Genomic DNA, 22,506 nt, shown 5'->3' on the forward strand with positions numbered 1-22,506 from the left:
CCGATTTGTTCCTCTGCCGGGGCTTGGGTGCCGCGCGAGGCGCGAACGCCGCCGCCTTCAGGCAAAACCGGCACGCAAGGCGCGTGAAGAGCCCGGCTGCGCGGCAGCGGAAAAAAGGGGCGGAAGCCTGCCGCTTCCGCCCCTTGAAACCGGGCTTGTGCCCGGGTCATGTACCAGGTCATGTGCCCGGTGATGTGCCAGGTCCCGAGCCAGATCCTGAGGCACGCTTGCGGGCGCCGCACCGGCGCCTAGAGTATCCGTTTTGATCAAGTGGGTTTTGGCGTCCATTTTCGATTTTTCCGCAGGAGAGCGTTTGCCAGCACGATGAGCTTTCGCATGACTGCTGTTATGGCGACTTTCGGTGGTTTTCCGGCGGCTTTGAGCTGGTCGTATTTGGCACTGAGGTCCGGGTTGAAACGACAGGCAACGAGGGCTGGCATGTAAAGTGCCTGCCGAACGATGGCCCTCCCGCCAGCGATGAAAGCGCGTCCGGTCCATCGTCCGGACTGGCGGCTCATGGGGGCAAGACCGCAAAGGGCTGCGGCTGTTTTCTCCTCCAATTCGCCCAGTTCCGGCATCTCGATAAGAAGCGTGAAGGCCGTGACCTGAGATATGCCGGGGATCGAGACAAGGATATCGAACCTGGCCTTCAGGGTCGTATCTTCGATAATCAAGGCCATGATGGCCTCATCCACGGCCTTGATCTGCCGCTCGATCTGCCGAAGCCTGTCGATATTTTGTCTCTTCAAGAGCAGGTTGGACAGGGTCTTCGACCTGTTCTTCGCGGCGGTCCTGTCCTTGATCAGGGCCAGACGAGCGATATGCAACTCTTTCAGATCATTGCGGATTTGCGTGTCGGTCTCAAGAATGCGCGGTTGAAGAAGCGCGCCGTAACGCGCCAGCAGTCCAGCATCGATCCGGTCTGTTTTGGCAAGTCTGCCAGTGGCTTGCGCGAAGCGCCTTGCAAGGCGGGGATTGACCTTGGAGAGGGCCAAGCCTTGCACCATCATGAAGCGCTCGAAGGCCTTGTGATAAGGGCCGGTGGGTTCATAGACAATGCGTGCCACTGTCTTTGCGCCGATCCATCTGACAATGGCGGCAAATCCCTTGCGGTCATTGGCAACCTTCAGTGATTGGCCATCCGGCAGGCTGTGCAGATCGATATGGTCTTTCGAGATGTCTGCGCCGATGGTAATATCCGTCATCTTTTCTGATCTCCCATGCTTGTCATCCGAGCCCAAAGCTCGGGTATCCGTTCAGGACGATTGGAAAAGATGGGGGCGATCACACTCTAGCTCGGCCCGGCATTCGCAAGACTGGCGGCCTGCATGTCCACGATCCGTCCCCCATCGCCGGAAGAGGAGGGCCGTCCTCTCCGGCGCTTCTTTATCTCACCAAGAAGCAAGAAAATCATAAGACAAGCATGTCAGCCGGTGGCTATGGCGGACAGTCCGGGCGTACCGAGCAGGCGCTCGGCCAGCCGGGCGGCCTGGACGCGGATATCCGGCACGGCGATGATCTCGAAATGCGTCGCCCGGGTGATCGGCCCGACGCCGAAAATGCGCTGGGAACTCTGTCCCTGATCCGTGATCAGCGCGTCATTCGCATCGAATTGCAGGCCGAGATGCAAGGGATCCAGGCGTGCCAGACCCTGGTCCAGAAGCGCCTGCAGCAGGCGGCTCGGCACCGGCAGCGAGAGCCGGCGAAAGCCGCGACAATCGATGGCATAGGCGCCTTCCAGCACCGCCGGGGCCTGTTCGCCGGAGGGCCGGTAAGTCACGCTGGTTGACGAGGCCTGCCGCTCCGCCTGCCGGAAATGGCCCTTGACGATATGCAGGAGGCCGGCGGCCTGGGCCTCGGCCAGCCGCGCCGCGGATGATGGCGGCATGCGGTGACGATGAATATCCCACAGCGTCGCCCCATGGCGGAGAAAGCGCTGCCGGCTGTCCTGGGGAAGATGCCGCCACAGAAGCTGGGTGTGTGGCCGCAGGCCGTCGAGCACATCCCGCCAGTCGCCGCCGGCCGCCTCATGGGCGCGGATCGTGGCCCGCAGCCAGCGCAGCAGGTAAGCGACGCTCGCACCGATGGGAATATCGGCGGCGGCAAGTTTCAGCGGCCTTGTCGGCCTGTGCGGCTGCGGCAGCAATCCCCGCCGGGAGATCGCATGGATGGGAGCGGTCTGGCCGGCATCCAGCAAAGAAAGAAGCATGTCGACCATGGTCAGCCCGGTGCCGACCAGAATGACCGGAGCCCGGGGATCGGCGAGGGCGGGACGCGTCCAGGGATCCTCCAGCCCGGTCCTTGCGCGATCGTCCCGGCTGAAGCCGGTGGCGAGAATGGCAAAATGGCTTGGCACGACCGTGCCGTCGGACAGCGAGACCTCGACGCCGTGATCGTGAACGCGCAGACCCACGCATTCCTCATGGAGGATCTGCAGCCGGGGCACGGGGCCCGCCTCCGGCGCCGGCGCCAGAAGATCCGCCAGATAGGCGCCATAGGTCTTTCGCGGCACGAAATCCATGTCCAGGCCGGGTCCGAAACCCTGGCGCTCGAGCCAGCGGCTGAAATGCGCCGGATCCTCGGCAAAGGCGCTCATATTGTGAACGCGGGTATTCAACAGGTGGCAGGCCTGGTCGGTCGAATAGGCAAGGCCCGCGCCGACATCCCGACGCGCCTCGACAATGGTGATCCGCAATCTCTGCGGGCTGACCCGCCGCTGCAGAAGATGGGCCGCGGCAAGCGTCCCGCTGGCGCCGCCGCCGATGATCGCCACATGCAGCGTCATTGCACCACCTCCCGGCCGGCAAGGCCGCAAGCGAAGGTCAGGAGGCCGAGAGGACGGTCTCGATATCCGCCTGTTCGTCCTCCACCATCTGCCGCATGGCGGTCAGGGACTTGTTGTCCAGCACGGCCGCGATAGCGTCGCGCACCTCCAGCATAGTCAGGCGCACGGCGCAGGCATTCTCGTCGCGGCAATCGTGACAGCGCTGATAGGCTGTCCGGCTGGCGCAGTGGATCGGCGCCAGCGGACCATCCAGAACCCGCAGGGCATGCCCAACCATGATCGTATCCGGCGAGCGCGTGAGGCAGTATCCGCCGCCGCGGCCCTTGCGCGTCTGCACGAAGCCGCCATGCCGCAGATCCGCCAGGATGGCGTCCAGGAATTTCTTGGAAATCGCATGTTTCTCGGCAATCTCGACGGATTGCGCCATCACTCCGGGAGGTAATCCGGCAAGGTGATAGAGCGCTTTCAGCCCGTACTTGCCTTTCATCGACAACATGGAATGGAGCTTCCTTTCGCACAGGTTCCAGACGGAGCGATTGCCAATCATATACCTGCCGACTTCGGTCTCGACCAGTGTAACCTCGCATCCTACCGCTCCTTTGTCTTTACCGGGTGAAGGGCCTGCGCAAGCTGTTGCGGGGTGCCATCACCGCCGGCCGCCAGCGCGGATGGGGGCGTGGCGGGTGCCTCGTGCCGGATCAGCGGCACGAAGATCATCAGAAAGACGAGAATGTAGGATGCCAGGAACGCCGCCCAGGCGAGCGCTTGTTCGGATAGTCTGCTGCCGTGCATGTCATCATCTCCCTATGGAACGATGTGAAACCAGGCTTTCGGCCCGTATGTGGCCCGTATGTAGACCTGTCGTTTGGTCTGCCTCCCTCCTGTCGTCGGGCTCTTCCTCGGCTCCTTGCCAAGCGGCATGTAATGTTTGCCGCAGGGTGGGCCTGCTATCAGAATGACTCAGTCTACCGTCACAGTAGACGATTCTCATTGAAAACGCCCGGCAGAGGAAAAAGTTCTTCCCCGTTTTGCGAGCCCGGCAAAATCTCCGTTGCGCAGCCGGCCGCCCCCTGTGCCAAGGCTTCGCCATGCGCCCTCTTCGCGCGAACCGAGCCGGTCGGGGCCAACACACGTGATGGAATATTATCGAAGGCCGCTCCGGATCTGGACTTCTCTCCAAATCTGCTATCCATGGTCGCCGGTGCCACGAGAAGATGAGTTCGGGTGTGACCCTCAGCCAAATCCTGATCATCGGCCTGCTTGCAGTCCTCCTTGCCGCCTTTGCCAGCGACCGCTTCCGCGCCGAAAGCGTCGCCATTGCGGGCCTGGTTGCGGGAACCGTGCTCGGCCTTGTTCCCGCCGACCGGGTGTTTTCGGGCCTGACCAATCCCGCGGTGATCACCGTCGTCGAAGTGCTCCTGATCGTTCATGCGCTGGCGAGAAGCCATATCTTCGATCGCCTCGGGGAAATCCTCAATCGCCGCTTCACAGAGCCGCGGACGAAAATCATGGCGCTCTGCGGCCTTGCCGCCTGCCTGTCGAGCGTGATGAACAATGTCGCGGCCTTCTCGCTGATGCTGCCCGCCTGCTTCTCGCTGATGGCGCGCGGACGCATGCCCGTGCGGTGGATCTTTCTGCCGCTCTCTTATGCCACGCTGCTCGGCGGCCTGTGGACGACGATAGGCACGCCGGCCAATCTTGTGGCCAGCACCTTTCTGCAACGCGCCGGTCTTGCGGGTTTTTCCCTGCTGGATTTCGCCCCGGTCGGCATTCTGGCCACGGCCGCCGGCCTGCTGATCCTGGCCTATTGGCTGCCGCGCACGCTGATGGCCGAGGATGCGCCGGAAGCGGAAGCCGACAGTCTTGCCTTGTCACGGGTGAGCACCGAATTGCAGATCCAGTCCTTCGACGATCCGGCCCCCTCGGTCGCCGCGCTGGAGGCGAGCCTTGGCGGGCGCATATTCAACATCATCCGCGACGGCCGGCGATTGTTTCCGCTGCGCCCGGAGACGGCCATCGGCCCCTCCGACCGATTGCTGGTGGAGGCCGATCCGAAGGCCCTGGAAAGGGCGCTTGCCGCAGGAGCCGTATCCTATTTCCGCAAGGCGGCCTCCGGCGAGCGGCGGCGCATCAGCGCCGTGGTCATGCCGCACAGCCTGCTTGCCGGCTCGTCGATTGCCGCCCAGGACCTGAGCGATGACAGGGGCGTCGAGATCCTGCAGGTCGAGGGCGAGCCGCTTCGCTATGACGGCCCCTTCGAGGAGGTCACCTTCAAAGTTGGCAGCATCCTGCTTCTGGAAGGCGACGAGGCCGCCATCCACGCCTTCATCGCCTATCATGAGCTCGTCGAGATCGCCGAAAACAGGACGGCGGCAAACCCTGTCGTAGGGCGCATGCCGCTCGCCATCTTTGCAGCGGGCGTGGTTGCCGCCGCCTGCGGCCTGCTTGCGCCCGAGCTGGCGCTGGGCGGCGTGGTGGCCTTTCTCACCCTCACCGGCAAGCTGGACATCCGATCCGCCCTGCGCAATCTCAACTGGCCGATCCTCGTCATTCTGGCCGCGATGCTGCCGCTCGGCGAAGCGGTCGGCACCACCGGCGCGGCTTCCGCCATCGCCTCCGCCATGGCGGATCACCTGCCGCTCTCCAATGCCGCCATCGCCGTCTTCTCGCTTCTTTCGATCGCCATGGTCATCACGCCCTTCGTCAACAATGCCACCACGGTTGCCATCCTGGCGCCGATCGCGATCGAGATCGCTCAATCCACGCAGCTATCGCCGCAAATGCTGGTCATGGCTGTCGCCGTCGGAGCCTCCTGCGATTTCCTGACGCCTTTCGGGCATCACAACAACACGCTCGCCTACGGGCTCGGGCAATACCGGTTCCGGGATTTCCTCAAGCTCGGCTGGCCGGTCGCCCTCGCAAGCGTCTCCACCGCCGGCCTGGTTCTGCTGCTCTACTGGCAGGGCCTGGCCTGATCTCTGGGCGCGCGCAATCATCGGTCTTGCCGCTGATCACGCCATGGCTTGCCACAGCCTGCCAGTGCTTGCCGCAGCCAGCCACTGCTCTCGAAACTGGCCTCGGCATGCTGGGGAAAAACCGGTTTCGTGACGCTCTCGCAGAAACGATTCTTGCGCGGCGCTCGGGCTTGAGGACCTTTGCTTTGCGGCAATCGGGGCCGGCGCACTGATCCTCTTCTAGCGGCCGCTGCCGAAGGGAAACAGTTTTCCCGGCCGCAGAAGCCGCGTTGACTTAGTCTACCTGAACAGTAGTCTTATCGTCATCAACGAGAGGAAGCCATCATGTCCCGATCCAGACAATTGCTCGGATTTGCCGCAGCCGGCCTGTTCGCCTCCCTGCTTCTTGCGCCGCAGGTCATGGCCGATACGACACTGTTGAATGTTTCCTACGACCCGACGCGCGAATTCTACAAGGATTTCAATGCGGCTTTCGCCAAGCATTACAAAGCGGACAAGGGCGAGACGGTGACCATCCAGCAATCGCATGGCGGCTCGGGAAAACAGGCACGCTCGGTGATCGACGGGCTGGAAGCCGATGTCGTGACGCTGGCATTGGAAAGCGACATCAACGCGATCGTCGACAACGGCGGCAAGATCAAGCCGGACTGGCGCGGGCGGCTTGCCAATAATTCCTCCCCTTACACGTCCACCATCGTCTTCCTGGTGCGCAAGGGCAATCCGAAGAATATCCGCAACTGGGGCGATCTGGTGAAGGACGACGTGCAGATCGTCACGCCCAATCCGAAGACCTCCGGCGGCGCGCGCTGGAACTACCTTGCCGCCTGGGCCTGGGCCAATGAGGAATACAAGGGCGATCAGGAGAAGATCCGCGCCTATATCGCCGATCTCTACAAGCGCGCGCCTGTGCTGGACAGCGGCGCCCGCGGCTCCACCATCACCTTCGCCCAGCGCCAGATCGGCGATGTCCTGCTTGCCTGGGAAAACGAGGCCTATCTGGCCGGCGAGGAATTCGGCAAGGATTCCTTCGAGATCGTCGTGCCGCCGATTTCCATCCTGGCAGAGCCGCCGGTCGCCGTGGTGGACGCGAATGTCGATGCCAAGGGCAGCCGGGCGGTGGCGGAAGCCTATCTGCAATATCTTTACTCCGACGAGGGGCAGAACCTGGCCGCCAAGCACTTCTACCGCCCGGCAAAGCGCGATGTCGTCAGCCCCGACCTGTTGAAGGCCCTGCCCGACATCAAGCTCGTCACCATCGACGACCCGATCTTCGGCGGTTGGAAGAAGGCGCAGCCCGAGCATTTCGGCGATGGCGGCATCTTCGACCAGATCTACAAGCCCGCCCGCTGAGGAGCCCCGCCGCAATGACATCCGCAACCGTCAGCGGACGGTGGCGCCTGAAGGAGCCGAGCATCATCCCGGGTTTCGGGTTGACGCTCGGCTTTTCGCTCGCCTACCTTTCGCTCATCATCCTGATCCCGCTTGCCGGGCTCGTCTGGCGCGCCACGGCCATGCCGGGCGAGGCCTTCCTCTCCATCCTGACCGATGAGCGCACGCTGGCGGCGCTGAAGATCAGCTTCGGCACGGCGCTGATTGCCGCGCTGGTCAACGCCGTCTTCGGCGTTCTGATCTGCTGGGTGCTTGTCCGCTACGATTTTCCCGGCCGCCGGCTGGTGGATGCCATGGTGGATCTGCCCTTCGCGCTGCCGACGGCCGTGGCCGGGATCGCGCTGAGCGCGCTTTATGCGCCGCAGGGCTGGATCGGCGCCTGGTTCATGCCGCTCGGCATCCGCATCGCCTATACGCCGATCGGCATCACCATCGCCCTGATCTTCATTGGACTTCCGTTCGTGGTGCGCACCGTGCAGCCGGTGATGGAGGAGATCGACCGCGAGGTGGAGGAGGCCGCGGCCACGCTTGGCGCCAACCGGTTCCAGACCGTCTTCAGAGTGCTGCTGCCGAGCCTCACGCCGGCGATCCTGACCGGCTTCGCCCTCGCCTTCGCCCGCGGCGTCGGCGAATATGGCTCGGTCGTCTTCATTGCCGGCAATATCCCCTATGTTTCGGAAATCGCACCGCTCCTGATCGTCATCCGGCTGGAGGAATTCAATTATGCCGGTGCCACGGCCATCGCCACGATCATGCTGGCCATCTCCTTTGCCATGCTGCTCGTCATCAACCTGATCCAGGCCTGGAGCCGCGGGAGATATGGACATGGCTGATTCTCACGCTGCAAGGCGGCGATATCGCGATCCGGCCGATGAGAGCCTGGCGACGAAATTGACGCTGATCGCGATCGGCGCCGCCTTCCTCGCCTTCTTCCTGTTCCTGCCGCTGATCGCCGTCTTCGTCGAGGCCTTCCGCAACGGTGTGCAAAGCTATTGGGATGCGCTGGTGGAGCCGGATGCGGCGGCCGCCATCCGCCTCACCTTGACGGTCGCGGCGATCGCCGTTCCCCTCAATCTCGTCTTCGGCGTCGCGGCGGCCTGGGCCATCGCCAAATTCGAATTCAAGGGCAAGGCCTTCCTGATCACGCTGATCGACCTGCCTTTTTCGATCTCGCCTGTGATTTCCGGCCTGGTCTATGTCCTGCTGTTCGGCAGCCACAGCCTGCTCGGCCCAATCCTCAAGGGCTATGGCATCGAAATCCTGTTCGCCGTGCCGGGCATCGTGCTGGCCACGGTTTTCGTCACCTTCCCCTTCGTGGCGCGCGAACTGATCCCGCTGATGCAGGATCAGGGCACCGGCGACGAGGAAGCCGCGCTGTCGCTCGGCGCCTCCGGCTGGCAGACCTTCCGCTATGTCACCCTGCCCAACATCAAATGGGGGCTGCTCTACGGCGTTCTGCTCTGCAATGCGCGGGCCATGGGGGAATTCGGCGCCGTCTCCGTGGTCTCCGGCCATATTAGGGGGCTGACCAACACAATGCCGCTGCATGTCGAGATCCTCTACAATGAATACAATCTCGCAGCGGCCTTTGCGGTCGCCTCGCTGCTCGCCGCGCTGGCGCTCGTGACGCTTGCCCTCAAGACGCTTCTGGAAATCCGCTTCGGCGCCGGCACGGCCGGCGGACGCCGACACTGAAAGGCTCAAGACCCATCATGGATGTTTCGGTTTCGCATGTGACCAAGGAATTTGCCCGCCTGCCGGCCTTGAGCGATGTCTCGCTCGATATCCGCTCCGGCGAATTGATCGCCCTTCTGGGGCCATCGGGGTCCGGCAAGACGACGCTTCTGCGGCTGATCGCCGGCCTCGACCAGCCGACCGGCGGGCAGATCCTGTTCGGCGGCGAGGATGCCTCGCCAAAAAGCGTCCAGGACCGCAATATCGGCTTCGTCTTCCAGCATTACGCGCTGTTCCGCCACATGACGGTAGCCGAGAATATCGCCTTCGGGCTGAAGGTTCGCCCGGCCGCGACGCGTCCCGCAAAGGCGGAGATCCGCCGCCGCGTCGGCGAGCTCCTGGAAATGGTGCAGCTGACCGGGCTTGAAAAACGCTATCCCAACCAGTTGTCGGGCGGCCAGCGCCAACGCGTCGCGCTGGCGCGCGCCATGGCCATTGAGCCGCGGGTCCTGCTGCTCGACGAACCCTTCGGCGCGCTGGATGCCAAGGTTCGCAAGGAGCTGCGCAAATGGCTGCGCGCCTTTCACGACCGCACGGGCCATACGACAGTCTTCGTCACCCATGATCAGGAAGAGGCGCTGGAACTGGCCGACCGCGTCGTGGTGATGAGCAAGGGCCGGATCGAACAGGTCGGCTCCGCCGACGATGTCTATGACCGGCCGGACTCCCCCTTCGTCCACCGCTTCATCGGCGAGGCTTCCGAACTGCCGGTGCGGGTGGAAGACGGCGCCGTCTGGCTGGATGACAGGCCGACCGGGTTGAAAGCCGACATCAAGGGAGAGGGTCACCTCTTCTTCCGGCCGCATGATGTGGAATTCCTCGATGGCTGCGGAGGCTGCCTGAGCGGGGTCGTTGTCGGCAGCCGCAGGCTTGCCGGCTCACGCCGCGTGGAGCTTGAACTGGGTGGCGGCCGCCACCGGGTCGAGGTGGATATTCCGCTCGATCATCCGGCCTCGCTGAAGACATCGATCTCGTTTCGGCCGCGACACTTCTCGATCTTCCCGCTGGCTCCCCCGGCATAGACGACCGGGGCCCGGCGCTGCGTCCCTCCCTTCGGAGCTGCGGTTGACGGGAGACCGAGCTTCGCCGGAAGCGTTCTAGAAACGAAAGCCGATGCCAAGGCCGAAGGAGAGGAGCTTCAGGCTCGTCTTAGCCGTCATGCCGCGATTTTCGATCGTCTGCTCCGGCAGGAAGAGCTGCCTCACCTCGGCATTGGCAAACCAGCGATCGTCCAGCCGGTAATCCATGCCGGCACGCAGCACGGCGCCGTAGCGGGTCGAGACCTTGAAGTGATCGACATAGCCGCCGGCCGGTTCCTCGCCGAAGAACCAGTTGATCAGCACACCCGCGGCCAGATAGGGGCTGAGGCGTGCATCCTGCAGGGGGTGATATTCCGCCGTCACCGAAAGCGGCAGCGACCAGACCTTTCCGACCGGGATATCGCCATAGGCGGAACGGTGGATGGTGATGTCGTTGCGCAGCACGCCCGTCTGCCCTTCGATCGCCCAGTGATCCGTCACGAAATAGCTGATATCGATATCCGGCAGGATCATGGCCGGCACGTCGATCTCGCCGCCGATCCCATCGATCCTGGTATGCTGGTCATAGGGCATGGCGCCCATTATGCGGGCGCGCAGAAGGATATCGCCGGCCTGGAAGGCGCCGGCATCGGGCTTTGCCGGCGACAAGATTTCCGCACCCTCTGCCCGACTGTCCTGGGCCAGACTGGGTGGGGCATGGACGGCCGCCAGCTCGAGCGCAAGGCATCCGACAAGCGGCAGAGACCATCGAGACCTGCGGCCGGACCGTCCGCACGCGCCTTCCCATTTCAGCCGCGGGACCACCCGCGGATTGAGCGATTGCGTGACCGACACGGCAGACCCTTTCCAAGCAAACCGGCATGAACGGTGTCTGTATAGAGAATTTTTCTTGCCCTATTGTTAAAACTCGTCCTTCAGAAAACGGATACAGGCAGTATAATAGCTCGTTTTGTTTATTGGAGAGCGCTAAAATGCTAGACATAGACACGCTGTTGTTTGCGAGCGTGTCCGCGCGGGGCGGTTTTCTGCTGATCTTTCTTTTGGCAAGCCTAGTCGGTCCGGCGCGGGCGGCCTTCACGCAATGGTCGATCAGCGTCATCTGCTCAGCGCTCGGCATTCTCATTGCCTATACGGATCCGAGCTATCCCGATTTCCCGCTGGTCAAGGGAACCGGCATCTATGTGATCCTCGGCTCCAGTGTCGCTTTGCTCTGGAGCGGCACCCGCGCCTTCTTCGGCAGAAAGGTCGATGGGCGAAGACTGGCCGTGATGCTCGTGGCGCCCGGCCTCGTCTACGGCCTGATCCGGATCATGGGCGGCGATAGCGACCTGGCGCTGGCCATGATCTTTTCCGTCTTTGCCGTCCTGACGGGCGCAACGGCGAAACTGCTCCTCACCCGGCACAGCCACACTATCCTGCGCTCCCAGCTCCTGGTCGGCCTCTCGATTGCCAGCTACAGCCTCGCCTTCTGCGCCTCGCTGGTGATCCTGTTCGCCAAGCTCGCCGGCTATGGCGATGGGCTCGGCGCCGAACGCGTCAGCATCCTGACGGCGCTGGTCATCGACCAGTTTTCCAGCGTGCTGACCTATGTCGGGCTTCTGGCCATGTCGATGGAGGATGCCCAGGCCCGGATGAAGGAGGTTGCCACGACCGACGCCCTGACCGGCCTTGCCAATCGTCGCGGCATCCAGGAGCGGGCGCTCGCCGTCGTCGGCGCTGGAAGGCGCAAGAAGCGGCCGATGGCCCTGCTGATCGCCGATATCGATCACTTCAAATCCATCAATGACCGCTTCGGCCATGACGGCGGCGACGCCATCCTGTGCGAATTCGCCAGGCGGTTGAAAGCCACGTTCCGCCGTCAGCAGGATGTGGTCGGCCGCTGGGGCGGCGAGGAATTCATCGCCGTGGTGCACGATGTGACGCTCGAAGAGGCCCTTTCGCTGGCGCGCCAATTGTGCTGTCGCATCGCCGAGGTACCGTTCGAGGCCGGGCAGCAGTCGGTTTTCGTCACGGTCTCCATCGGCGTTTCGCCCTTTCTGGAGAACGAGGGCGCGATCGAGCCCGCCGTCAAGCGCGCCGATGAAGCGCTCTACGAGGCCAAGCGCGGCGGGCGCAATCGCGTCTGCTGGTGCACAGCCGCACCTGCCTGATCCACACAATCGGATGAACAAATTGCCGCCGTCGCCAGTTACCCTGGTTCGAGCCGGAGCGATGCGGCACCTGCCGTCGCCGCCGAACAGACGGCTGACCTTGCGTCAGCGCCGGAAGAACCACCGAGAACGAGCAAACCAGACCAATATCCGAATGGAGGAAACAAACCGATGATGCGCCAGACCCTAACCGCCACTTTCACCGCCCTTGCCCTTGCCGGGGCAGCCCATGCGCAGGATGCCGCCACCGGCTCCGCCAAATTCGTCGATGCGGAAGGCAAGTCGAACGGCACGGCGCAGATCATGGCCATGCCTTCCGGCGGCGTTCTGATCAAGCTGGACGTCAGCGGCCTGCCGGAAAGCCAGTGGGTGGCCTTCCACGTGCATGAAACCGGCAGCTGCGATCCCGCCACCAAGCATGAATCGGCCGGCGGCCACTTCAACCCCGGGTCCAAGGAGCACGGCTACCAGTCCGCCAACGGGCCGCATGCGGGCGACATGCCCAACCAGTATGTCGGAGCGGATGGCTCGCTCAAGGCGGAGGTCTTCAATTCCATGGTCACGCTTGGCGAAGGCGAGAACGGCATCAAGGGCCGCGCGCTGATGGTGCATGCCAAGGGCGACGACTATAAGAGCCAGCCTTCCGGCAATGCCGGCAATCGACTGGCCTGCGCCGTGATCGAGTAAAAAAGGTCCGGCCGGAGGGAGCGATCCCTCCGCTGCCGGGACGCGGCAGAGGAAACGCCGCCAAAGGGACGCCTGAGAGAGGCGGCCGCAGGAGGAGTGCCGCCGCAGGAGGAGTGCCGCGACGCGCTTAGCCTGCGGCGTCCCCGCATCCTGTGGAAGACATGCCACATCCATCATCATGCAAGCCTCATCCGTCCGGTATATGTCATATTGAGGATGCCGGATTTCGCAAGGCGCGGTCATCCTGTCTGACGGCCCCTTTGCTCGATGGTGGATCACGAGATGACCAGCATGCCCCCGCTCGATGTCGTACCAAATGCCAGCCCGAAGGATGAGAAGCTGCCGGATGCCGCCGGACCGGCAGGTCTCGGCAAGGAAAAGTCTTTGGCAAAGGCCCCGGTCCGCCGCCATCTGATCCACCTCTCGATCCTGCTTCTGGTCTCCCTCATCACGCTGGCGCCCGGCATCAGCCTTTTGCCGCTGACGGATCGCGACGAGGCGCTTTACGTGCAGGCAAGCCGCCAGATGCTGGAAAGCGGCAATTGGGTGGATATCCGCTTTCAGGACAATCCCCGCTACAAGAAACCGGTGGGCATCTACTGGCTGCAGGGACTGGCGGGACTTGCCAGCGGCCAGCCGCATTCCACGCCGCTCTGGGTTTTCCGCCTTCCCTCGCTGCTCGGCGCCGTGCTGGTCGGACTGTTCTCCTATGCCATGGCGGATCGCATGGCCCGCCATGATGCCGGCTCCCGTCACGACGCCAGTGCCGGCCCTGTTGCCGGACACCTTGCGGGACACTTTGCGGGACAAGTCGTCGGCCCATGGGCCGGCCTGCTGGCTGGCCTCTTTGCCGTCACGACGGTGGAACTGGCGCTCGAGGCCCGCATCGCCAAGACGGATGCCATGTTATGTGCCGCGATCATGGCCAGCCAATTCGCGCTGTTGCACGCCTATCTGGATGGAGCGCGTCGGCCGGTCTTCTGGCGCAACGCCCTGTTCTGGCTCTCGCTCGGCCTTGCCATCCTCATCAAAGGACCCGTGGCGCCCATGGTGATTGGCTTGACCGGGCTCGGCATCACCTTGACCGAACGCTCCTTTTCGCTGCTGCGCGCCCTGTCTCCCCTTGCCGGCATCGCCGCCATGCTGGCGGTGGTGCTGCCCTGGCTTCTGGCGATCGGCCTCATTTCCGGCGGCGATTTCTTCCGCGAATCGATCGGCCGCGATGTGCTGGGCAAGATCGCCACGGCCCAGGAAAGCCATGGCGCGCCACCCGGCACCTATCTTCTGGTGGCGCTGGCCACCTTCTGGCCGCTCTCGGTCTTCGCCTCGCTGGCCTTCAGCTTTGCCTTTCGGCGGCGAACGGAAAAATCCGTGCGCTTCCTCTTCTTCTGGGCGGTACCGGCCTGGATCGTCTTCGAGCTGACGGCCACCAAATTGCCGAACTATATCCTGCCCATGATGCCCGCGCTGGCGGTGCTGACGGGTCTTGCCCTGACGCAGCGAGGGATTGTCCGCGATCACTGGTGGTTCAGGCTGACCTATCTCGGCGTCGCGCTCGGCGGGCTTGTGCTCGGCATCGGCCTGAATGCCGCGCTGTACCGGATCGAAGGCGAGATCAGTCTTTCCGGCCTGGCGCTCGGCATTGTCGTCGCCCTGACCGGCATCTGTGCCTCCTGGCTGCTCCTGTCGGGACGGCTGATGCCGGCCATTGCCGCCATGACTGCCAGCGCCGCCACGGCCTATCTCCTGGCCTTTGCCGTCATCCTGCCGCAGGCCCGCGACCTGTGGCTTTCCGACAGGATCGCCGAGGCGGTTGCCGGCGTGCAAAGCTGCGCCGCCCCGACAATCCTCGTCTCCGGCTATGGCGAACCGAGCGTGGTCTTCCGGCTCGGCACGCAGACGGCGCTTGTCGATGGCGCGGCGGCCGCGGCGAGATTCGAGTCGGCCAGCTGCGCCGTGGCCATTGTCGCGGCGGAAGACGGCGCGGCCTTCCGTGCGGCGCTGGCGCGGGCCGGCGTGAACATCTCGCCGGCCGCCACCGCGACAGGACGCAATGTCAACGGGCTGCGCCGGCGGGTGATGGAGATCTATGTGAAACCGCAGATGGCGCTCGCGTTTGGCGACTGATCCGAAGGACCCGCCGGCCCGTAAAAAGGGGCAAGCGCAAACCGGGATGGAGTGCATGCCGAAGCAGAAACCGAAAAGCCTGCTGCCCAGCAAGGTCTGCGCCGCCTGTCAGCGGCCCTTCCACTGGCGGCGGAAATGGCAGAGGGACTGGGATCAGGTGAAGTTCTGTTCCGAGCGCTGCCGTCGCATGAAGGCCGCAGCGTGATGCAAAAACTGGCCATTATCGGCGCAGGCCTGTCGGGGACCAGTCTCGCGGCGGAGCTTGCCGGCAGTGCCGAGATCACCATATTCGAGAAAAGCCGGGGGCTTGGCGGCCGGATGGCGACCCGCAGGCGGGCTCAGGCGAGCTTCGACCATGGCGCCCAGTATTTCACCATTCGCGACCCGCACTTCCGCCACCGCATGGACGGTGCCATGCAGGCCGGCGTGGTGGCGCTTTGGGACGGCCTGCTGATGGAGCGGGACGAAACCGGCCAGGTGCGGCAATCGACGGATCGCCACGGGCGGTTTGTTGCAGTTCCGGCCATGTCGGCCCTGGCCCGTCATCTGGCGGATGGCCTGGCCGTCCTCTGCAGCCTGCAGATCCAGTCGGTGGAGGGAGGACCGGGCGACTGGTATCTCACCACAAAGGGCGGCGTCTATGGCCCCTATGACTGGGTCGTCTCCTCCGCTCCGGCGCCGCAGACCCAGGCTCTCCTGCCGCTCTCGGCGCTACACAAGGCCGCGCTCGATCAGGTTCGGATGAGCGGCTGTTTCACGCTGATGATCGATCCGCCGGCCGATACGGATCTTCCTTTCGCCGCCTGCCGATTGACCGGTCACCCGATCCTTGGTTTCATCGCCGCCAATCACAGCAAGCCTGGCCGTGCGCCGGATCCCGCGCTTGTCGTCCACGCCCGGAACGATTGGTCGCAGGCGCATCTGGACACCGCGCCGGACACCGTGCGCGATCTGATGCTGGAGGCCTGCCGGTCGCTTTTCCCGACCATCGGCTGGAGCGAGGCGAGAATGGTGGATCTTCACCGCTGGCGGTATGCCAATGTCGAGACCCCGTTGGGCTCGCCATTCCTGATCGATGCGGACCGCCAGCTGGCCGCCTGCGGCGACTGGTGCATCGGCAACCGGGTGGAGGCCGCCTTCCTCAGCGGCTTTCACCTCGCACAGGCTTTGAAAGCCCTGGATCCCGAGCGAGACCCTCCGAAAGCCTCAGCATGATACTTCCGTCCAGAACCCTGACGCAGATCCTGACCTATGCCGGCGCCCTGCCGTTTTTCCTGCTGCTTCCGCCCACATTTCCGCTTCTGGCGGTGCTCGATCCGTTGAAGGCCTTCCTTGCCTATGGCGCCGTCATCGCCGCCTTCATGGGCGGCTCGCTCTGGGGACTGGTGCAGGCGCGCGAGGCATCGCCCATCCTCCCCCTTCTCCTCAGCAATCTTCTGGCGCTCTGCGCCTGGCTCTCGCTGCTTGTCGAAGAGGGCCGCGCGGCACTCCTCCTGCAATTGGCGATCTTCCTCGCTCTGCTCGGCTGCGACCGCCTGCTGCTCGCAGCCGGGCTCGAGCAGCGCTGGTACTGGCGCCTGCGCCTTCGCATCACCGGGCTCGTCTGCCTGGCCTACCTGGCCAAGCTGATGCTCACCTGAGGACGCTCACGTCTTTGCGCTCCGTCTGCCTCACCACGCAATGGGCTTGCCGTCATAGGCGAAGAAGCCGCCGGTATCGGCCGGATCGGCCCGGTCGAGAACCGCAAGCAGATTGCCGGCACTGACGGCGGGCGCCGTCCGTTCATGACCGCTGCCATAGGTTTCGGACAGGGCGGTCGCCACGGTTCCGGGATGCAGGGCCAGAAGCACGCTTTGCGGATGCGTGCGCGACAGCTCGATGGAGGCGGTGCGCAGGATCTGGTTGAGCGCTGCCTTGGAGGCGCGATAGGAGATCCAGCCGCCCAGGCGGTTGTCGCCGATCGACCCGACCCGCGCCGACAGAACCGCCATCAGGCCGCGTTGACGCCGATCGAGCTTCGGGGCGAAATACTTGGCCACCAGGGCCGGCCCAATCGCATTGAGCGCGAATTGTTTCGCCATGGCCTCGCCCGACAGCTGGCGCAGCGATTTTTCCGGTCCGACGCCGTCGATGGTCAGGCCACCCGTGGCGCAGAGGATCAGCTGCAGCCCGGGCTCGACCCGGTCTGCGGCGGCTGCAACGCTCTCCTCCCGCGTCACATCCAGCCCGTCCTTGCGGCGGGAGAGACCCACCACCTCGCCGCAGGCGGGATCGGCAGCAAGGGCCTGCACCAGCGCCGCGCCAATACCGCCGCTCTCGCCGATCACCAGCGCCCGATAGGATTTCGGCAGGGATGTCATCATGCTCATCGCGTCTCCTCCTGGCTCTGCCTGGCCTCTCCGCGGAGGCCTGTGTCGGCGGTTTCAGACCGGTTCGCCTGCATCCAGCCGGCGCAGGAAACGATCCGCGCTGGCGATCGTGCTTCGCCGCTTCTCCTCGCTCATCCGCCGCCACGTCGCATAAGGCTGCGCCAGCCGGCGATTGCCCGACAGGCGCGCGCCATGCCGATCGAGGAAATGCCAGTAGAGCGCATTGAAGGGACAGGCATCCTCGCCGGTCTTCTTCCTGACGTCATAACGGCATCCGGCGCAGTAATCAGACATTTTGTCGATGTAATTGCCGCTTGCCGCATAGGGTTTGGAGCCGAGAAGGCCGCCATCGGCAAACAGGCTCATGCCGATCACATTGGGCAGTTCCACCCATTCATAGGCATCGGCATAGACTTCCAGATACCATTCATGAACCGCACGCGGCCTCAGCCCCGCAAGCAAAGCAAAATTGCCCGTCACCATCAGGCGCTGGATGTGATGGGCATAGGCGTGATGAATGGTTTCGCCCACCACCTGCGCAAGGCAGGCCATGTCGGTCTTTCCGGTCCAGAAGAAATCCGGCAGCGGGCGATCATGGTCGAAGAAATTGCTTTCGGCATATTCCGGCATTTTCAGCCAGTAGACTCCGCGCACATATTCGCGCCAGCCGATGATCTGGCGGATAAAGCCTTCCACCGCGTTCAGCGGCGCCCGTCCCTCCAGATAATGCCGCTCGGCGGCCCGGCAGACCGACAAAGGATCAAGTAGGCCGATATTGATGTAGAAGGACAGAAGCGCGTGATTGAGGAAGGGATCCATCGAGAGCATGGCATCCTGCGTCTCGCCGAACTGCGCCAGGTGATTGTCCATGAAGGTATCCGCAAGCGCCTGCGCATCGGCCTGCGTCACGGCGAAGCCGAAGGCATCGAGCGTTCCGATATTGTCGGGAAAGCGCGCCGCCACCAGATCGAGAACCTCGCGCGTGATGGCATCCGGCGCGATCGTCAGCCGTTTCGGCCGCAACAGGTCGGGCGCGGCGGGCTTGCGGTTCTCGCGATCGAAATTCCATCGCCCGCCAAGCGGCTGGTCGCCTTCCATCAACAGGCCCGTCTTGCGGCGCATCTCGCGATAGAAGAACTCCATGACGAGGTCGCGACGGCCCTCGGCCCAGTGGCGGAATTCGGCCTGCGAACAGAGAAAGCGGTCGTCTTCCCGGATCTCCACCGGGCGGCCGACCCATTGCGCCCAGCTCTTCATGTCTTCCAGGACCCGCCATTCGCCCGGCTCGGTAACGATGATCCTTTCCGGCTGCAGCGCCTCCACCGCCTGCTTCAGCTCGCCGCGAAAGGAACCGCTATTGTCCTTGGCATCGAGCCGCACATAGCGCAGGCTCACGCCGCGCTCTCGCAGAGCCTCCCCGAAATGGCGCATGGCGGAAAAGATGAAGGCGATCTTCTGCTTGTGGTGACGCACATAGCTCGCCTCGCTCATGACCTCTGCCATCAGCACCACGTCCCGCTCCGGATCGAGATCGCGAAGGCTCGAGAGATCGAAACTCAGCTGGTCTCCCAGCACGAAGACGAGATGGCGGCAGGCAGGCATGACGGAACCGATCGATTGCACTTGCCTGGACTACGCGCGGCAGGCGCCAATGGATCCCTCAAACGCTGGAAGAATGGCCGGACGGCGACGGCGGCGGCGGGCGCGCGGCAGAGCCCGCAGGCTCCTTACACCAGAGAGATCAGCGGCGTATGCCGTCCCTGTCATAGGCGGGCAGGATGCGGGCGACGGAGGCGCAGAAGGCCGCCGGGTCCTTCTCGAACTGCTGCCGATTGTCGTTCACCATGACCTGCGCCTGCACCTTGCGCTTCTTGTCGGTCCAGCTGAGCCTGTGGGCGAAGCGCTCCATGCCGTTCTTCAGCTTGGCCGCGTCGAAATGCAGTTCACCGCAATTGTCATTGGCAACGAGGAAGATGGAATAGGCGGCGAAATCCGCCAGCGGCTTGCGCTCGCCCTCGCCTGCCGGCGCCGGGCCGGCCACCGCAAGGCCCGCAATGGCGAAAGGCACCACAAGGGATGCCGCAAGGAAAAGAACTGCCGAGGTCCGCCGCATGCATCTGGTCTCCACTGAGCTTCAGTGTGCCCAAACAGGCGGCGGCCCGCAATGCGCAACCGCATTCATGGTTGCTTTTCGGCAAATGCGGCACCCACCCCTGCGGCGGGGCCGCGCGCCGTTTCATTCCGGAACAGGAGCAGCCTGCGGTCCGCCCCCTTTGCGGCCGGAGCCGATGCCCCCAAAGTGTCGGTCAGGCGCGGCGCAGCGGAATGATCTGCGCCGGAGCGCCATCGAGATCGTCCGGCATTTGCGCATTGGGAAGCCGTGTGCGGCCGATGGGAAAGCGCATGATCTTGTCGCCTTCCGGCCATTCGTCGGGACGGCGCGTGAGGAGGTCGTAAAGCTCCGGCACCAGTCCCTCGCCGTTCTGCTGGGCGAGCTTGTGCAGGCCGATCAGGAAGGTGTTGTCGCGGCGGTCATCGATCATAGCGAGGCATCCCGTTCTTTCATGGTCTGCAGCGCGCGCTCCAGACTGGATTTGGAGCCATTGCGCAAGGGGATGAAGGCCTTGGAGAACTTCTTGCAGCCGGTCTTCACCCGCAAACACGCATCATGGCTGATACAGTCGATCGGGCAGAAGACGCAGTCCACCGAAGGCAGGAGCGTGTCGATGCGCGACACGGCCTCGCGCAGACCGCCATCGTGATGAATCAGCTCTGCGCCGAAATTGCTGGCGATTTCCCGCAGATGGGCCACCTGGCAGTCACGGCCGCCGACATAGAGGAAGCTTTTGACGCCGCCGCTCTCCTGTCCGCGCGTCGATGTCTGTCCCCGGTCGGCACCCTGGGCACCCTGACGACCTGCTGCCTTGCGCTTATCCTTCTTTGCCACGGCTCGTTTTCCTTCGTGTCTGCGAGTCTGGCCCTTGATCGGGCGTCAGCGTCGCGGACCATAGATAACATGAGAAAACGAGTAAAGATTAAACTGGAGAAAAATATTCATCTTCACCAGGCAAGATTGCGGAATGCCCTGCGCCGAGGTTCAGCCGTTGGTCCGGGTGGTGATCCTCGCCTCGATCACCGGCGCGGCCGCGCCGCGCAGGCGCTTCAGCGTGCTGATCGGCTGCGTGATGCGCGACAGCGCCTGAACGAAGCCTTGCGTTTCAGGCTTTGCGAAGACGATCGCCATCCGGTCATCCTCCAGATGGCGCTTGGCGCAGGTGATGAAGATTTCCCGCTCCCCCAGGCAAAGGTAGAACTGGTCCGGCAGGAAGGACAGAAGATGCCCATGCAGGAGCGCGCCTTCGGTGGAGATCTTGACGATCCGCACCTGCATCGTCGCAAAGCCCTTGACCGCCGCGGTCGGATAGATCGCCCTGACGAGAAGATTGCTGCTGCGGTAATCGAGATCGACCCGGCCGAGCGTCTGATAATGCTCCGCCAGATAGTGGCGGGATCTCTGTGTTCCGGTCAAAGGCAAGGTCCCCTGCATGTCGACTGTCTCTGTGTCATCAGGGATAGGCCGGAGCATGCGATGCCCGCAATGGGCGATCGCTCTTGCGCCGCCGGCGCCGCAAGCCTCGGGCAAGCCCCGATCCCACACCAAGGTCAGCCAGCCGCCTGCGAGCCGCATTCAACCCCTAGCCCACGCCCCGCGCCGCCTCACCGACCGTCCGCCTCCTTGTCGGCTTCCAAAGCCCGCATGCGGCCGGTGGGCCGGGCTTCCGGGCGTTTCAGAAAAAATTTTGACCGATTGATAAATTTTTATCCCGTGTTACGCTCACCCTCAGTTGTTCAAAAATGCCATAAAAGAGGGAAGCAACATGGAACGACTGGGAAGCGGTATTGCGGTAGGCCGTCTGGCGCCCGCAGACTACGAACGGAATTTTTCCGACCTCCATCCGAGACTGGACCGGCACGAGGCGCTTGTTGCCTCCGACCGCTGTTATTTCTGCTATGACGCGCCGTGCATGACCGCCTGTCCGACGGCCATCGACATTCCGCTGTTCATCCGGCAGATCTCGACGGGCAATCCGCTGGGTGCGGCCCGGACCATTTTCGAGCAGAACAGCCTGGGCGGCATGTGCGCCCGCGTCTGTCCCACCGAAACTCTGTGTGAAGAGGCCTGCGTGCGCAATACGGCCGAGGACCGGCCGGTCGAGATCGGGAGGCTGCAGCGCTATGCGACCGATATCGCCATGGAGACCAATCGCCAGTTCTTCCAGCGGGCGCCCGAAAGCGGCAAGGTGATCGCCGTGGTCGGCGCCGGCCCGGCAGGTCTTGCCTGCGCCCACCGGCTGGCGATGAACGGCCATTCCGCCATTATCTTCGACGCGCGCGAGAAAGCGGGCGGCCTGAACGAATACGGCATCGCCACCTACAAGGCGACGGACGACTTCGCCCAGAAGGAGATCGATTACCTGCTCGCAATCGGCGGGATCGAGATCCGCAACGGAATGGCGCTCGGCCGCGATTTCTCTCTGTCGGATCTGACGGAGCAATATGATGCCGTGTTCCTGGGGATCGGCCTTACCGGCGTCAACGCGCTCGGCATCGAGGGCGAGGATCTCCTGGGCGTGGAGGATGCGGTGGATTTCATCGCCGCGTTGCGCCAGGCATCCGACAAGTCGCAGCTGCCGATCGGCCGAAGGGTCGTCATTCTGGGTGGCGGCATGACGGCCATTGACGCGGCGATCCAGGCCAAGCTTCTCGGCGCCGAGGAAGTCACCATCTGCTATCGCCGCGGCAAGGAGCATATGAACGCCTCCGAATTCGAACAGGATCTGGCGGCCTCGAAAGGTGTCACCATTCGTCATTGGCTGGCGCCAAAACGCGTTCTCGGCAAGGATGGCGCCGTGGCCGGCATCGAGCTCGACTATACGGCGCTCGTCGACGGTCACCTGACCATGACCGGCGAAACCGGAGTGATTGCCGCCGACCAGGTGTTCAAGGCCATTGGACAGTCCTTCCGCGCCAGCGGCATCGGCAGCCTTGCCATGGAAAAGGGACGCATCATGGTGGATGCGCAGGGTCGCACCTCGATCGCCGGCGTCTATGCGGGTGGCGATTGCGTCAACCGCGGCGAGGACCTGACCGTGCAGGCGGTCGCGCATGGCCGCGATGCGGCAGACGCCATTCATCTTGCCTTCGCTTCTGCCGGTCAGCCGGCCGTGGCCTTCGCGTGACCATGGGGAG

General features: G+C 63.8%; 23 protein-coding genes. 12 read left to right on the forward strand and 11 right to left on the reverse strand.

Features of this window, described 5'->3' with window-relative positions; all coding sequences use genetic code 11:
- Positions 1 to 266 precede the first annotated feature (266 nt).
- The 4 genes from QTJ18_RS16795 to QTJ18_RS16810 form a co-directional block, all read right to left on the reverse strand.
- Positions 267 to 1,205 (reverse strand): IS110 family transposase, encoded by a 939-nt coding sequence (locus QTJ18_RS16795; RefSeq protein WP_301557814.1) that lies wholly within the window; start codon positions 1,203 to 1,205, stop codon positions 267 to 269.
- Positions 1,206 to 1,426: 221 nt separating this feature from the next.
- Positions 1,427 to 2,785: an FAD/NAD(P)-binding protein gene (locus QTJ18_RS16800; RefSeq protein ID WP_252752870.1), complete on the reverse strand. Its 1,359-nt coding sequence runs from the start codon at positions 2,783 to 2,785 to the stop codon at positions 1,427 to 1,429.
- A gap of 37 nt (positions 2,786 to 2,822) precedes the next feature.
- Entirely contained in the window at positions 2,823 to 3,281 is a 459-nt protein-coding gene (locus QTJ18_RS16805) for an RrF2 family transcriptional regulator (RefSeq protein WP_252752869.1), read from the reverse strand.
- Between the two features lie 92 nt (positions 3,282 to 3,373).
- Positions 3,374 to 3,577, reverse strand: coding sequence for a hypothetical protein (locus tag QTJ18_RS16810; protein ID WP_252752868.1), 204 nt, complete (start codon positions 3,575 to 3,577; stop codon positions 3,374 to 3,376).
- Between the two features lie 434 nt (positions 3,578 to 4,011).
- Between QTJ18_RS16810 and QTJ18_RS16815 the strand changes: the two genes are divergently transcribed.
- From QTJ18_RS16815 to QTJ18_RS16835, 5 genes are all read left to right on the forward strand, one after another.
- On the forward strand, positions 4,012 to 5,760 hold the full coding sequence (locus tag QTJ18_RS16815) for an SLC13 family permease (protein WP_252752867.1): 1,749 nt from the start codon (positions 4,012 to 4,014) through the stop codon (positions 5,758 to 5,760).
- Positions 5,761 to 6,084: 324 nt separating this feature from the next.
- Positions 6,085 to 7,110 carry a sulfate ABC transporter substrate-binding protein gene (locus QTJ18_RS16820; RefSeq protein WP_289852057.1) on the forward strand — a complete coding sequence of 342 codons (1,026 nt, stop codon included), beginning with the start codon at positions 6,085 to 6,087 and terminating at the stop codon, positions 7,108 to 7,110.
- A 14-nt stretch (positions 7,111 to 7,124) separates the two neighbouring features.
- On the forward strand, positions 7,125 to 7,982 hold the full coding sequence (gene cysT / locus QTJ18_RS16825; RefSeq protein WP_252752866.1) for a sulfate ABC transporter permease subunit CysT: 858 nt from the start codon (positions 7,125 to 7,127) through the stop codon (positions 7,980 to 7,982).
- Complete coding sequence (cysW, locus tag QTJ18_RS16830) at positions 7,975 to 8,844, forward strand: sulfate ABC transporter permease subunit CysW (protein WP_252752865.1); 870 nt, start codon at positions 7,975 to 7,977, stop codon at positions 8,842 to 8,844. Before cysT ends, cysW begins: the two co-directional genes overlap by 8 nt.
- Positions 8,845 to 8,861: 17 nt before the next feature.
- The gene (locus QTJ18_RS16835) at positions 8,862 to 9,905 is read left to right on the forward strand and encodes a sulfate/molybdate ABC transporter ATP-binding protein (protein WP_252752864.1); all 1,044 of its coding nucleotides are present in this window, start codon (positions 8,862 to 8,864) and stop codon (positions 9,903 to 9,905) included.
- Positions 9,906 to 9,980: 75 nt separating this feature from the next.
- Here the strand turns inward: QTJ18_RS16835 and QTJ18_RS16840 are convergent, their stop codons facing one another.
- Entirely contained in the window at positions 9,981 to 10,757 is a 777-nt protein-coding gene (locus tag QTJ18_RS16840) for an OmpW/AlkL family protein (protein ID WP_252752863.1), read from the reverse strand.
- Between the two features lie 137 nt (positions 10,758 to 10,894).
- Between QTJ18_RS16840 and QTJ18_RS16845 the strand changes: the two genes are divergently transcribed.
- From QTJ18_RS16845 to QTJ18_RS16870, 6 genes are all read left to right on the forward strand, one after another.
- On the forward strand, positions 10,895 to 12,073 hold the full coding sequence (locus tag QTJ18_RS16845) for a GGDEF domain-containing protein (RefSeq protein ID WP_252752862.1): 1,179 nt from the start codon (positions 10,895 to 10,897) through the stop codon (positions 12,071 to 12,073).
- 174 nt (positions 12,074 to 12,247) lie between these two features.
- Positions 12,248 to 12,760, forward strand: a complete 513-nt coding sequence (locus tag QTJ18_RS16850; RefSeq protein ID WP_252752917.1) for a superoxide dismutase family protein — start codon at positions 12,248 to 12,250, stop codon at positions 12,758 to 12,760.
- A gap of 282 nt (positions 12,761 to 13,042) precedes the next feature.
- Entirely contained in the window at positions 13,043 to 14,887 is a 1,845-nt protein-coding gene (locus tag QTJ18_RS16855; protein ID WP_252752861.1) for an ArnT family glycosyltransferase, read from the forward strand.
- Positions 14,888 to 14,942: 55 nt separating this feature from the next.
- Positions 14,943 to 15,092 carry a DUF2256 domain-containing protein gene (locus QTJ18_RS16860; RefSeq protein ID WP_252752860.1) on the forward strand — a complete coding sequence of 50 codons (150 nt, stop codon included), beginning with the start codon at positions 14,943 to 14,945 and terminating at the stop codon, positions 15,090 to 15,092.
- Positions 15,092 to 16,102, forward strand: coding sequence for an NAD(P)/FAD-dependent oxidoreductase (locus QTJ18_RS16865; RefSeq protein WP_252752916.1), 1,011 nt, complete (start codon positions 15,092 to 15,094; stop codon positions 16,100 to 16,102). The genes QTJ18_RS16860 and QTJ18_RS16865 overlap by 1 nt, the downstream gene beginning before the upstream one ends.
- Positions 16,099 to 16,527 (forward strand): DUF3429 domain-containing protein, encoded by a 429-nt coding sequence (locus QTJ18_RS16870; RefSeq protein ID WP_252752859.1) that lies wholly within the window; start codon positions 16,099 to 16,101, stop codon positions 16,525 to 16,527. The genes QTJ18_RS16865 and QTJ18_RS16870 overlap by 4 nt, the downstream gene beginning before the upstream one ends.
- Positions 16,528 to 16,557: 30 nt before the next feature.
- Here QTJ18_RS16870 and QTJ18_RS16875 read toward each other — a convergent pair whose 3' ends face one another.
- From QTJ18_RS16875 to QTJ18_RS16900, 6 genes are all read right to left on the reverse strand, one after another.
- On the reverse strand, positions 16,558 to 17,250 hold the full coding sequence (locus QTJ18_RS16875; RefSeq protein WP_252752915.1) for an SDR family NAD(P)-dependent oxidoreductase: 693 nt from the start codon (positions 17,248 to 17,250) through the stop codon (positions 16,558 to 16,560).
- Positions 17,251 to 17,310: 60 nt separating this feature from the next.
- Positions 17,311 to 18,858: a cryptochrome/photolyase family protein gene (locus QTJ18_RS16880; RefSeq protein ID WP_252752858.1), complete on the reverse strand. Its 1,548-nt coding sequence runs from the start codon at positions 18,856 to 18,858 to the stop codon at positions 17,311 to 17,313.
- A 139-nt stretch (positions 18,859 to 18,997) separates the two neighbouring features.
- Positions 18,998 to 19,369, reverse strand: coding sequence for a hypothetical protein (locus QTJ18_RS16885; protein WP_252752857.1), 372 nt, complete (start codon positions 19,367 to 19,369; stop codon positions 18,998 to 19,000).
- Between the two features lie 193 nt (positions 19,370 to 19,562).
- On the reverse strand, positions 19,563 to 19,799 hold the full coding sequence (locus tag QTJ18_RS16890) for a hypothetical protein (RefSeq protein ID WP_252752856.1): 237 nt from the start codon (positions 19,797 to 19,799) through the stop codon (positions 19,563 to 19,565).
- Positions 19,796 to 20,203, reverse strand: a complete 408-nt coding sequence (locus QTJ18_RS16895) for a DUF2325 domain-containing protein (protein WP_252752855.1) — start codon at positions 20,201 to 20,203, stop codon at positions 19,796 to 19,798. The genes QTJ18_RS16890 and QTJ18_RS16895 overlap by 4 nt, the downstream gene beginning before the upstream one ends.
- A gap of 150 nt (positions 20,204 to 20,353) precedes the next feature.
- Entirely contained in the window at positions 20,354 to 20,803 is a 450-nt protein-coding gene (locus tag QTJ18_RS16900) for a hypothetical protein (protein ID WP_252752854.1), read from the reverse strand.
- A gap of 331 nt (positions 20,804 to 21,134) precedes the next feature.
- Between QTJ18_RS16900 and QTJ18_RS16905 the strand changes: the two genes are divergently transcribed.
- Entirely contained in the window at positions 21,135 to 22,496 is a 1,362-nt protein-coding gene (locus QTJ18_RS16905) for an NAD(P)-dependent oxidoreductase (protein WP_252752853.1), read from the forward strand.
- Positions 22,497 to 22,506: the final 10 nt, after the last annotated feature.

The sequence above is a fragment of the Rhizobium sp. SSA_523 genome, from assembly GCF_030435705.1.
In the GTDB taxonomy this organism is placed as follows: domain Bacteria; phylum Pseudomonadota; class Alphaproteobacteria; order Rhizobiales; family Rhizobiaceae; genus Neorhizobium.